The following is an 11,298-nucleotide window of genomic DNA, read 5'->3' as shown; positions in this document are numbered from 1 at the left end:
CTTGCGCAGAGCCCCGATACCATTTGTGTTTCCTGCCCCTATTGTATGACCATGATGGAGGATGGACTGAAGGATGAGGGGGCGGAGAGCACCCGGGTCAAGGATGTCGCTGAAGTTGTCGCTGAAGCGTTGCGGGCGAAGAAAAGTAGCGTCTCGACCATCAACCCTTGATTTTAATGTTTTTTGGGGATGTGCATGGCCTGAAGGAAAAAGTTAGAGCTCAGTGACCTAGTGCATTTTGCGACAAAATGGAACGCTTTATTATTTTTTACAATGGGTAAGTACAGACGGTCTAGGAGCCTTGATCGCCTAGGCTTATAAAGTTTAAATTGAATGATACCCCCAGCCACTGGTTGTCTAGTGGCTGGGGGTATTATGTCATTTTCTCTTGCTAGTTTAATGGTTATTAAGGGATTGAGCTTGCAATAAATTATCGACTCGGAAAGTGTTGGTGCTGTCTGGCTAACAAGTTAGCAAGTATATGATTGAAAAGAGTGCCAAGTGGTTCCGGCTTTTTCGTTACGGAAAGTCTAATAAATAGCTGCTTGATCAGCTGCCTCAAGCATGTCATGCGAAATGGTGTCCCCGTTACCTCCCAGATTCTCGCGATAATACAACACCCGAATTACTTTATCTCTGTCAAGAGGGGGGGGGTAAGCGACCAGGGTGTCGATCAACTCCGCGAGGTCTTTAGACAATATGGTTGCCTGCAGTTTGGCAACAAGCACTTCAGGAGTCGACTACTCTATAGTTTCATACGCAAGAGTTCCTATCAGTATCAGCTATCTTCCCACCAGGTAGCCCAAGGTTGCGTTCCAGAAGGACAGGTCATACTGGGTTTCCTCATAAAGTCGAGCATTCATGATGACGATTCCGGCGATGTCTGCGACTGCGGCCAGGAAAGTGACCTCCTCCTGATTGTAGGCCCGGGGCTCCGCAGAATAAATCCGCAGGACACCGATCACCCGAGACTGGGCGACAATCGGTAAGGAGAGGATCGAGGCTATTCCTTCGGCAACCGTCTCTGCAGGATACTCAAGGCGTGGATCACTGCTGGTGTCAGCGATCAGCACTGGCATCCCCTTGAGAGTTTCTTGAACACTCTTGTCGGCGTGGGGGGGGCCTTTGGTCAAAAAGCGTTCACTGAGACCCTTGCAGGCAAGCAGCTCAAGCTCCTTGGTCGATTGATTGATCAAACGCAGGGCAGCAGCCTTGGCGTTCAACAAGCCGGTCACGCGTTCGACTATCAGCTGCATCACCTCTTTTGAATCGAGGGTCGAGAGTAGCGCTTGGGTAATTTCGTGCAGAGCCCGGAAATATTCGAGGCTGCGTTTCGCATCGCTTGGATCGGTGGCAAAGGCGCAGACTTTCTGCTCGACTGCAGCCGGCGGACCAGCCAAATCGACGCCGACGTCCCGCAGCAGGGTAGAAAGTTTGATACCTTCGGCTTCATAGAGCTGAGCGTTGGCGATGGCCAGCCCGCCGAGTTCCGCAATCGCCGAAACCAGCTCGATCTCTTCGGCATTGAACTCACGCCGTTTCGCGCTGTACAACCGCAGCACACCGATTGTCTTGCCAGAAGCCACTAGAGGCAGCGACAGTATGGTGTTGAGTCCCTCGGTGCGAAGCTCCTCTCGGTACTGGATGCGTGGGTCGTCGAAGGCATCCTGAATGCAGACCACCTCTCCCGTAAGCACCTGCGGAACGCTGTAATCAGAACTGAGTGCTCCCTTATTGAGATATGCTTCACTCAGGCCGTAGGAAGCAACCTGCTCCAGTTGCTGGGTCTGCTCATCCACTAGGCGCAGGCTTCCCCCCTTGACCGCCAAGGCTGCAACCGCTCGTTCAACCAACGTGTCGAGAGTAACCTGCAGCGACGCCGATGAGAGGATCGTCTGGGTTGTCTCATAGAACAGTTTAAAGTATTCAATTGCCTTGCTTTTTGACATAAAAGCAATAACCTCCATGCTTGGCTTTGAGACCATGTTTTACTAGATTATAGAAGCAAACCAAGGTGAGGGAAAGGAATTATATCGGCTGGGTAAAAAGGGGTGCCCGATTTATTCATACTGAGGTTCGATAACTTCAGATGATGACAACTGTACTGCCCTAGGGGATTTTAATATGCGCAAATCGGCCCTTTCGCATCGCTGTACTTTCAGCAACCTAGCGGAAAGGGCCTTTTTGACCTAATTTTTGAGGCCAAACTGGCGAAAATATGCCTGTTCTCCTGGCCATGTTCGATGCTTACCAGATAGATTCGCAGTAAGTTTTGGCTGAGCGAACCTCAAATCAAGTTTGTTTTGCCGATCACCTGTCTGTCAGGTTGAAAGTGCTGGAGCAGCTTATAAATGCTGCTACCGTCGTACAAAATATTCGTCGGATAGTTTGTAGTGACAATTTGTAAGTTTATCGTTTGACTCGGTCCTTCATCTCTAAGGGCTCTGGTACGCGTTATTCGATTTTTTCAGGGACCATTACTTACGCAGAACTTTGAATACCGCTGAAAAGTCTTCTTCTCCGCGGCCGTCTTTGACTGCCTGTTCGTAAACCTGAAACACGGCATCGTTACCCGGAAGTTTCAAATCGGCCCGGTCGGCAACCGCCTTAACACTCTTCAGCCCCTCGTGCACATATTTAAGCGCCAGATTGCGCGAGAAATCGCCACGCGGAATCGTCCGGCCCTTAGAATGAACCAGTGGGGAAGCCAAACCACCAGACTCGAAGACCTCTATAATTCGGTCAGCGCTGAAGCCCAACTTCTCACCGAATACCAAAGATTCGGCCAAGCCTTCCATTAACTGGGCCTGGAATTGGGTGACGACCAGCTTCATTTTGGTCGCGCTACCGATTTCGCCGACATGAATTAGGTTCAGAGAAATATAAGTGAAGAGTTCACGGCAGCGACCGAGAACTGTTGAGTCTCCGCCGGCCAGAATAGTTAGCAAGCCTTTTGCGGCATGCTCTTTGGTTCCCCAGACTGGTGCTTCGAGGAAAACGATCCTATGTTCGGCCGCCATACGTGACAGCTCCAGAGTGGTTTCCAGGGAATGGGTGCCCATATCGACCAGAATGGTTCCCGGATCGAGACCATCAAGGAACCCTGTTTCGGTGGATAGTGCTGCCTCCAAGGATTCCCTATCGGCAAGAACAACAATAACGATGTCTTTACCTTTGGTCGCTTCAATCCCAGTAGCGGCACCTGTAGCGCCAAGAGCCACCAACTCCTTAACTGTTTTCAGATTCTTATCGTACACAGTCAGATCGTAATTCCCCTTCAGTAAGTTGGTTGCCATGTATTTGCCAACCGTACCTAGCCCAACAAAGCCAACTTTTTTGATCATGGACGTGCTCCTCTCCAGCAATATCATCAAGTTAAAAAATAATTTTTCTTACCTATCAGCCCATTAAAGCACAATTACAGTATACAAATTTAAGCCGTTCTTTTCTTGATCGCGACAATTTTCTTTTAGCCTGTTTGCATGAAATTTGATATGTCGACTTAAGAACCCTGCAAATCTCTTACGGTTGTCATCCGTCATCGGAGAATGATGACCTCCACCTCTCTATCTGGAACTGGAGTTTTGCGCGCCAGTCTCACTATCTGAAGAAGAAAGTTTTGATTCATACAAAGATACTCAAAGATCCTCCTTTTTCCCACTTTTTTACTATTTACAAAAACAGCAGTTCAGAAAAACTGACCGACACCTAGAATCCAGACAGAGCAAGATTGGAAATTTCGGTCAGGGGGAATTGCTTCCCGGATGGGCATTGGAGGATAATTCAGTTAACGGGCATCTTTTCGAATTGAACAGAGGCTGATTTTGGTGCGAACGGCAACACGAAATGAAAAGGAGTACAAAATGGAGAAAACTTTTGAGTGTGCAACCTGTGGCATCGTGACAAAGGAAAAAAAGCACTTGTGCAATCCAGTTGAGGTGAAGAGCGGGGAGGTCTGCGGCAGTTCTTCTTTGCAAACCGCGATGATGTGCGCTGAAGAGACCAGGCGACTCGATTACTTCTGCACTAGTTGCGGGCGTCCGGCAGAGAGCGCAGATCTGCTTTGTTCCCCACGGCAGGTAGGCTAAGCGTTTATTTCTGAAATAACGGCGGGAGATGTTCACACCTCCCGCCGTTATTTTTCTTCTAGTTGTCGATATGATCGACGATCCCCCTGTGTTCCGCGGGTTGCCCATTTTCCTGCAGGCAAAGGTGCGGGATGCCCTTCAGTGCCTTGGGGCGATAATCGACAACCGCTTTGATCCGCTCAACGACCGTGTAATGAATCAGAGGCAGTTCGGCCGATGGCTGGTCGTCAACATTTACCCGGACCGAGCGGGTAGTCAATGTGGTCCGGGCGACCGGCCACCAGCGGTCCTGCACGTGGATTTTTCCTTTGATGCGTGGTTTCAGGAAAACATCGTCGTAGTCGATCCGGTAATCATCGTTTGGCGCCTGTAACTTCCGGTAATCGACTTTGTCCGCATCGATAATTTCAAGTCCTAGATTGCGTGCCTTGAGATGCTCGACCATATATTGCAGGGTGATATCGGACAGACCGTCGAACCAGAAACCGCCACCGATGTCAGAGTGGGCACCGGAGAACCAGATTTCTGTGACTCGCGGATCTTTGTTCATCAAGGTCGGCTGAAAGGCGATCCGTCTGTCGTCCAGCGAGACGAGATGCAGAGCCTCGACCACGTGTGCAGAAACGGTGCAGTTCTCAAACACTACGTCGGAAACCGGTTTTTCATCGTCGTCCAGATTCGGAAAACCGATTGAGGCGACGGTATCGAACACGCCGATAAAACGAACCAGTTTGTCGGCCTCAACTCCTTCAGGCAGGTAGTCGTTGATGACCGCAGCAAACCGCCTGGCGATGGCGGCGCCGCGACTGAAACCGAACAGGAAAACCTGATCTCCCGGTTTGACGATTCGGTACAGATCCCTGCCGGCGGTTTTGATAATTCGACCAACATCGAGATTTTTCGGGGCAAAGGCGGCGTTGAACATCTGCTGGATCTTGTTGCCGTAAGTGCCGACTCCGGAATAATAAAGGCTGTGCTGTTGGTCGTTGAGCGGCTGGTTGTCAAGGGTACCGCCGAACATGGAATGCAGCTTCAGGATGTTGGTGATGCCGCGATCCTCGATTTCGCCCAACCCGAACCACTCGCGCTCTTGTTTGGCATTGCTAGGGTGATTGCAGGTGCCGTCAAAACAGATGACGATATTTTTGTTTGGCATCTCTTGCCTCCTTTCTGAGTGCTGGTGGATGTTGATCTCGGGTCTGCGTTTGTCTTCCAGGTTGTTCAATTATTAGTGGAGGAATGTATTTGTAATTAAAAAGTACGGTAGATCTCATTAAAATCAAGTGGTGTCGATTGCTGCTCTTTTTTAGGCACAGATGAGCTGCCTCGGTAGCAGCGACTTTTACTTTCAACAGTGGTAAACTTGCCGTTAACCAAGAAATCGAAGGAGTCCGGATGCAAACGCTCCATTACCCTTTCAGTGCCATCATCGGCCAAACCTCATCGAGTGGCCGGTTCTGCCAGAGTACGATCTCTTCCTGAACCGCCTTGGTCACCCGTGAGACCAATATCGGCGAAACCTCAACGCCGTACATCTCTTCCAGATGCGCCTGAATATCGCTGGTGGGCATGCCACAGGCGTACAGTGCGATAATCTTGTCGTCGAAGCCGGTGAATCAACTCTGTCCCTTCGGCAGGATCGCCGGTTCAAAACTAGAATCGCGATCATGAGGGAAAGTAAAATCGAGTTCGCCAAAATCGTTCTTGATCTTCTTCTGGTAACTGCCGTTACGGGTATTGCCAGATTTATCGGTCGAAGGAGCGTTCTTCTCATAGCCGAGATGTTTGTCATCTTGGCTTTCATAACCCGCTCCAGCAGTTGCTTGGTCAGTTGCTTCAGCAGCCCGGTTTCCCCGATGAAGTCTTCAGGGTTTTGGTACTCCTTCATCAGAGCATCGAGCAGGTCGTCCGGTATGGTCATTAGTGGTTCCTCCAGCCGTTACGGGTTGTAACCGACAAAGACCATTTGCCCAAAGTTTTTTACACCCTCATCTAGAGGCTTCCGGCGTCAGCCGGGAGCATTTTTGTATCTGTGCCTTTCTTGACAGTTACTAAAAGGTTGTCTTAAGCTGAACGTCTGAACAATTATTCATGTATCGTTTAATGGAGAAACAGATGGAAAAAGATGTCTGCGCGACTAGCTGCGTCAACAGGTCTCGCGTCGAGCGCGTGATAAATGCTTTTCCGGAAGAGACCCTGCTGTACGGAGCGACAGAAATCTTCAAGATGCTTGCTGATCCGAATCGCTTGCGGTTGCTGCACGCACTGAGTCAGGAAGAGATGTGTGTTTGCGATCTGGCGGCGCTGGTCGAGGTCAGTGATTCTGCTGTATCGCACCAGTTACGGCTGCTGCGCACCGCTCGACTGGTGAAATGCCGTCGGGCAGGAAAAATGGTCTATTATCGGCTTGACGACCAACATGTTGAAAATTTGCTGCAAGAGGGGCTACGTCATGCGGAAGAAGGTTGATTGTCATAGTGACAACTGTCGTTCAGCGACAGCGGATGAGATATGCCGTATTGAAGCACCTTTGTCGGCGAGCAGTTGCCGATTCTCTTTGCAGGGGCTTGGTTGTGCCAATTGCGCGGGCAAGATTGAAGAGACGATTTTGGAATTGCCGCATGTAGCCGACGCCTATTTGAATTTTACGGCCGGCAGTTTGCGGGTCGATTCACCGCGCCCCTGCCATGAGTTATTGGCTGAGGTCAGGGATATAGTCGAGCGTTTTGAGCCCGGGGTGGCAGTGCGGCCTTGGGCTGAGGCGAAGATAGAAAAACCAGGCAAGCATATAAAAAATCAGATACTGAGAATTTCTATTGGTTCCGCGCTTTGTCTAATTGCAATTCTTGTTGAATCCTATTGGAGTAATCAAGCTGCCGTTCTCTTCTATCTTGGCAGCTATCTGACTGCCGGAGGTTCCGTGCTGCTGGCGGCATTCAGCAATCTGCGGCGCGGTGGTTGGTTTGACGAGCACTTTTTGATGTCGGTTGCCACACTTGGCGCTTTACTGTTAGGTGAATATACTGAGGCGGTAGCCGTAATGCTCTTTTACCTGCTGGGCGAAATCGTTCAGGGGCGTGCGGTGGATCACTCGCGACGTGAAATAGCCGCGTTGCTCGATATTCGCCCCGACAGAGCCAATCTGCTGGAAGGCCATCAGGTACGAGTTGTCTCTCCGGACGAGGTCGAGGTCGGGCAGATGGTTCTGGTCCGGCCTGGGGAGCGGGTGCCACTTGACGGGGTTATCGTCGAAGGTGAATCTTTGCTCGACAGTTCGGCATTGACCGGCGAATCTCGACCTCGGCGCAGAACCATAGGCGATGAGGTGTTGGCTGGCATGGTTAACACTACGACAAGCCTGACTCTCAGGGTCGCACGTGTCCTATCAAAGTCAACTTTAGCCAGAGTGATCGATCTCGTCGAACATGCAAGCGAGAAGAAGGCGAACACCGAACGATTCATTACCCGCTTTGCCCGTGTCTATACCCCGTTAGTGGTGCTGGCCGCTGCTTTGGTTGCGCTACTGCCGCCAATGTTTGTTGGTAACTGGGGAGCCTGGCTCTATCGAGCTCTGATTTTTCTGGTAGTCTCCTGCCCCTGTGCGCTGCTGATATCGATTCCACTCGGTTTTTTCGGCGGTATCGGCCGAGCCTCAAAACAAGGAATCTTGGTCAAGGGAGGGAATTATCTGGAAGCGTTGGCGATGGTCGAAACAGTGGTTTTCGATAAAACCGGAACCCTGACACAAGGAGTGTTCGAGGTTCAGCAGATCTTACCGGCGGCAGGTTTCTCTACTGATGAAATTCTAGAGTTGGCAGCCTTGGCTGAAATTGATTCTCCTCATCCGATTGGTCAGTCGATTCGTAACCGATATAACGGAAAATTGGAGCGCCACCGCGTCAATCAACTGACCGAACGGGCTGGAATGGGCGTTTCTTCCCAAGTAGATGGTCGATTAGTTCTCATTGGGAATAGAAAATATTTAGCTCAGGCTGGCATTGATGCACCTGAGAGTGATGCTGTTGGTACTCCGGTTTATCTCGCAGTGGATGAAGTTTATGTCGGCACTCTGCTGATTGCGGATCGGTTACGCGAGGATGCGGTCGATGCTGTCAAGCGATTGCGCGCGCTTGGGGTCAGCAAAGTGCGGATGCTCAGCGGTGACCGACAGCAGGAGGCGTTAAGGATGGCAAAAGAACTGGGGCTTGACAGCTGGAAGGCAGAGTTGTTGCCGGATCAGAAGCTGACGGCTCTGGAAAGTTATCAACAAAAGTGTCGCCAGGGGCGCCTGATTATGGTCGGCGATGGAATCAACGACGCGCCAGTACTTGCCCGGGCCGACGTCGGAGTGGCGATGGGAGGGCTCGGCAGTGAAGCGGCCATTGAGGCCGCTGATGTCGTTTTAATGACCGACGAACCAGCCATGCTGGCTACGGCAATTGAGACGGCACGTTTGACCCGCAGAATTGTCTGGCAGAACATCGCCTTCGCTTTTACCGCCAAGAGTGTGGTGATGCTGTTAGGAGTTTTGGGATTGGCGACCATCTGGCAGGCGATTTTCGCCGATGTCGGGGTGGCATTACTCGCTGTACTGAACGCAGTACGCATCATAAAGGTTTGAAATGTCTTTAACGATCAATCAGGATTTTTTCTGTTATCTGCTCGACAGCTTTAAAAATCCGGTCCTATTTGCCGATACCGGGCACATGGTCCGTTACGCTAACAAGGCAGCGAAGCAATTCTATCCCGCTGGCGACAAGTTGGTTGGCCGTTCACTGTTGGGGTGTCATAACCAGAAATCACAAGCACGGATGATCGAGATCCTCCAGCGGATGGAAGAGGGGCTTGATGAAGTCCTGATTACGGATAATGAAAAACGGAGGATTTACATGCGTGCCGTGCGCGACACTTCGGGAGCACTGCTCGGATATTACGAGCGGTTTGAGCCAGCGCGGAGGCGATAGCAGACTGTCAGGCAACTTGGCTTGATTTGCACCACTGGGTTGTGGCCTAGCCTAGTGCAATCCGCGACTGACCGGCTCTTTGTCCTGACGGGGTAGGCGCTGCAGAACCGGGAGCTGTCTACTGTTGCCAAATCGGCCGGGAGCGAGAATCGCTTCTGCGCGAAGATGTTCGGTGGCCTTGCTGTTTAATTGGTTTTGCTGGCGGTCGATCCGCTCTTTTGTGAGGAGACAGTTGTTTAGCTCAATAATGTCGGCATGTTTGGAGTGAACTTCAACCAGGATAATCTTTTGTAGCAAGGGACATTGTGCGGGAGCTTCAAAGGTTTGCTTCGTAAGCACTTGGGAATAGGTAAAGAGCAGGCGGCTGTCGCTGTCATGGAGAATGTGAAGAATTGTGTTTAACTCCTCTGTGTGGTAAATGGGAATCGTAAGGCAGCCGATGGTCTTGATGGCCAAGTAGGCAGCGGCCTATTCGGGGATGTTGGGGGCAAGGATTGCTGCCTGTTGTTCGTTGGAGAGGCCGAGGGTCCAAGGTCCTGCCAGCTGAGGTCTTGATAGCGGTTGCCGATCTTGCGGCGCATGACCTTCCGCTGGGCGAGACGATCGATCCTGTCGAAAACCCTTTGCGGTAGGGTTTTGTGCATATCAATTCTCTGGGGATTGATATTTGTCAAATTTGGATTTTAGAATTTTACCATGCCACATAAAAATTTGATCTTAGGGATTACAGGAAGTATCGCATCCGGAAAAAGTATCATCGCCGCTGCCTTTGTACAAAAGGGGGCTGCATTGGTCGATGCCGACCAGTTGGCGCGGGATGTAGTCGCCCCAGGGAGTCCAGTGCTGAAACAGTTGGTTGAACGATTCGGCGAGAGGGTCCTGCTGTCGGACGGACAGCTGAACCGAGAGTACCTCAGCCAGATTGTTTTTTCCGATGCAGAGGCACTTCAGGATTTGAACCGGATCATGCATCCGGCTATCGGCCAGTTGGCGATCGAACGGCTGCAACAACTGAGGGTCAAGCCGGGACTTCCTCTGGTTGTTTATGAGGCGCCGTTGCTGTTTGAAGCGAATTCCGAAGGCCGGGTCGACAAGGTCCTAGTGGTAAAAATCGATGAAGATATTCAGCTACAGCGACTAATGCAACGGGATGGTTTGAACGAAACTGCCGCCAAACAGCGGATTGATGCACAGATGGCACAGGAAGAAAAACTTGCCCGGGCTGATTTTGTGATCGATAACTCGGGAACTGTACATGAGGCATTGCAGCAGGTAGAAGTGCTCTGGGAACGGCTGTGCAGCGGCTAACACTAGCTTTGTACTTTTGATCAAAGAGTCGCTTCGCAGCTGTAAGGCCCGGCGGTGCTATTTGGGTTAAAAGTGATACTGAGTGAGTTAGTTTAAAGAAAACTTTTCCAGAAATCGGACCGTTTTCCGGAAGACATCGGCTTGCTGAGGGTTTGATTCCGCCGTCAGCACATGTGGAACCTCATCACCATAACAGTGAAAAGCTTTCACCGGGCTTCCGAGTTGTTCGTAAAGTTCCTTTGCTGTTTCAGGGTAGATTGTCCGGTCTCCTGTTGAGGTGATGATCAAGGCCGGGGTTTTAATGTTTGGAAGTTTTTTTTTGACTTTTCTCTTAAGCCGGTTGAGCTGCACGATCCCTTTCAGGGGGCGTCGCTGATAGTAAAAGGCTTGTTCGGCGGGATCTATTTCGCGGGTCTGGTAAGGGATCAGTAGGCTCAAGGGACCGACAAGTGGGGCAAGCGGATGCTTTAGGCGCAGGTACGGGGCCAATAGCACCTGTGAAGACAGGGGATAAGATAATGAGAGCAGCAGGAGGATTAAGCAACCTGTGCTGAGTCCGACTGCGCTGACCGACAAGTCCATCCGGCGGAGAATCTGGTAGCCACGTTCCGTTGCCGCCAGCCACTCCTCGTAGTTGCGTCGGGCCAAATCCTGAGGACTGGTGCCGTGGCCGGGAAGCCATACCGCCAGAACGGTAAAATTTCTTTGCAAAAGAAAATCGGCCAGTGGGCGCATTTCGCGGGGGCTGGCGCAGAAACCGTGAACCAGCAGCACGCCCTGACCGTTCGGCGTTTCCGGGGTTAACAGGAAGGGGAGGTTTTCGGGGTCGTTGACCCCAGCCGTGCGAGCTAGTTCAATTTCTTCTTTCAGCGATGTCAACTCCCAGCCTCTGTTGTGAAATGGAAAAGGCCCCAATGCGGGGCCCTTAGTCTACTGAG

10 protein-coding genes and 1 pseudogene are annotated in these 11,298 nt (G+C 51.1%); 5 read left to right on the top strand and 6 right to left on the bottom strand.

Going from position 1 to position 11,298, the window contains the following annotated elements; translation table 11 throughout:
* Nucleotides 1–782: 782 nt before the first annotated feature.
* The gene (locus Q7J88_RS11830) at nucleotides 783–1,949 is read right to left on the bottom strand and encodes a GAF domain-containing protein (protein WP_303722434.1); all 1,167 of its coding nucleotides are present in this window, start codon (nucleotides 1,947–1,949) and stop codon (nucleotides 783–785) included.
* Between the two features lie 528 nt (nucleotides 1,950–2,477).
* Nucleotides 2,478–3,344, bottom strand: a complete 867-nt coding sequence (locus Q7J88_RS11825; RefSeq protein ID WP_303722433.1) for an NAD(P)-dependent oxidoreductase — start codon at nucleotides 3,342–3,344, stop codon at nucleotides 2,478–2,480.
* Between the two features lie 519 nt (nucleotides 3,345–3,863).
* On the opposite strand from Q7J88_RS11825, the gene Q7J88_RS11820 reads away from it, so the two are divergent.
* The gene (locus tag Q7J88_RS11820; RefSeq protein ID WP_303722432.1) at nucleotides 3,864–4,088 is read left to right on the top strand and encodes a hypothetical protein; all 225 of its coding nucleotides are present in this window, start codon (nucleotides 3,864–3,866) and stop codon (nucleotides 4,086–4,088) included.
* Between the two features lie 58 nt (nucleotides 4,089–4,146).
* Here the strand turns inward: Q7J88_RS11820 and Q7J88_RS11815 are convergent, their stop codons facing one another.
* Together Q7J88_RS11815 and Q7J88_RS11810 are read right to left on the bottom strand one after the other, a co-directional pair.
* Nucleotides 4,147–5,244, bottom strand: coding sequence for a DUF2235 domain-containing protein (locus Q7J88_RS11815; RefSeq protein WP_303722431.1), 1,098 nt, complete (start codon nucleotides 5,242–5,244; stop codon nucleotides 4,147–4,149).
* A gap of 253 nt (nucleotides 5,245–5,497) precedes the next feature.
* A pseudogene (locus Q7J88_RS11810) lies at nucleotides 5,498–5,833 on the bottom strand (transposase); the annotation flags it as partial.
* A gap of 370 nt (nucleotides 5,834–6,203) precedes the next feature.
* Here Q7J88_RS11810 and Q7J88_RS11805 point away from each other — a divergent pair.
* Genes Q7J88_RS11805 through Q7J88_RS11795 form a run of 3 tightly spaced genes read left to right on the top strand, consistent with a single transcriptional unit; the run spans nucleotide 6,204 to nucleotide 9,052 of the window.
* Nucleotides 6,204–6,557, top strand: a complete 354-nt coding sequence (locus Q7J88_RS11805; protein ID WP_303722430.1) for a metalloregulator ArsR/SmtB family transcription factor — start codon at nucleotides 6,204–6,206, stop codon at nucleotides 6,555–6,557.
* Nucleotides 6,541–8,709 carry a heavy metal translocating P-type ATPase gene (locus Q7J88_RS11800; protein ID WP_303722429.1) on the top strand — a complete coding sequence of 723 codons (2,169 nt, stop codon included), beginning with the start codon at nucleotides 6,541–6,543 and terminating at the stop codon, nucleotides 8,707–8,709. Before Q7J88_RS11805 ends, Q7J88_RS11800 begins: the two co-directional genes overlap by 17 nt.
* A 1-nt stretch (nucleotide 8,710) precedes the next feature.
* Nucleotides 8,711–9,052: a PAS domain-containing protein gene (locus tag Q7J88_RS11795; protein WP_303722428.1), complete on the top strand. Its 342-nt coding sequence runs from the start codon at nucleotides 8,711–8,713 to the stop codon at nucleotides 9,050–9,052.
* Between the two features lie 51 nt (nucleotides 9,053–9,103).
* Here Q7J88_RS11795 and Q7J88_RS11790 read toward each other — a convergent pair whose 3' ends face one another.
* Nucleotides 9,104–9,508, bottom strand: a complete 405-nt coding sequence (locus Q7J88_RS11790; protein ID WP_303722427.1) for a hypothetical protein — start codon at nucleotides 9,506–9,508, stop codon at nucleotides 9,104–9,106.
* 240 nt (nucleotides 9,509–9,748) lie between these two features.
* On the opposite strand from Q7J88_RS11790, the gene coaE reads away from it, so the two are divergent.
* The gene (coaE, locus tag Q7J88_RS11785) at nucleotides 9,749–10,360 is read left to right on the top strand and encodes a dephospho-CoA kinase (RefSeq protein WP_303722426.1); all 612 of its coding nucleotides are present in this window, start codon (nucleotides 9,749–9,751) and stop codon (nucleotides 10,358–10,360) included.
* 87 nt (nucleotides 10,361–10,447) lie between these two features.
* Here the strand turns inward: coaE and Q7J88_RS11780 are convergent, their stop codons facing one another.
* Complete coding sequence (locus Q7J88_RS11780) at nucleotides 10,448–11,239, bottom strand: carboxylesterase (RefSeq protein WP_303722425.1); 792 nt, start codon at nucleotides 11,237–11,239, stop codon at nucleotides 10,448–10,450.
* Nucleotides 11,240–11,298: the final 59 nt, after the last annotated feature.

Origin of the sequence: Malonomonas rubra, from assembly GCF_003247215.1 — a bacterium.
In the GTDB taxonomy this organism is placed as follows: Bacteria; Desulfobacterota; Desulfuromonadia; order Desulfuromonadales; family Geopsychrobacteraceae; genus Malonomonas; species Malonomonas rubra_A.
Note: the sequence above shows the minus strand (reverse complement) of the source record. Positions and strands in the feature narration are given on the sequence as shown.

Excerpts from the sequence above, each read along its gene's own strand:
- Q7J88_RS11830 (WP_303722434.1), bottom strand. The coding sequence starts at position 1,949 with ATGTCAAAAAGCAAGGCAATTGAATACTTTAAACTGTTCTATGAGACA.
- Q7J88_RS11825 (WP_303722433.1), bottom strand. The coding sequence starts at position 3,344 with ATGATCAAAAAAGTTGGCTTTGTTGGGCTAGGTACGGTTGGCAAATAC.
- Q7J88_RS11820 (WP_303722432.1), top strand. The coding sequence starts at position 3,864 with ATGGAGAAAACTTTTGAGTGTGCAACCTGTGGCATCGTGACAAAGGAA.
- Q7J88_RS11815 (WP_303722431.1), bottom strand. The coding sequence starts at position 5,244 with ATGCCAAACAAAAATATCGTCATCTGTTTTGACGGCACCTGCAATCAC.
- Q7J88_RS11805 (WP_303722430.1), top strand. The coding sequence starts at position 6,204 with ATGGAAAAAGATGTCTGCGCGACTAGCTGCGTCAACAGGTCTCGCGTC.
- Q7J88_RS11800 (WP_303722429.1), top strand. The coding sequence starts at position 6,541 with ATGCGGAAGAAGGTTGATTGTCATAGTGACAACTGTCGTTCAGCGACA.
- Q7J88_RS11795 (WP_303722428.1), top strand. The coding sequence starts at position 8,711 with ATGTCTTTAACGATCAATCAGGATTTTTTCTGTTATCTGCTCGACAGC.
- coaE (WP_303722426.1), top strand. The coding sequence starts at position 9,749 with ATGCCACATAAAAATTTGATCTTAGGGATTACAGGAAGTATCGCATCC.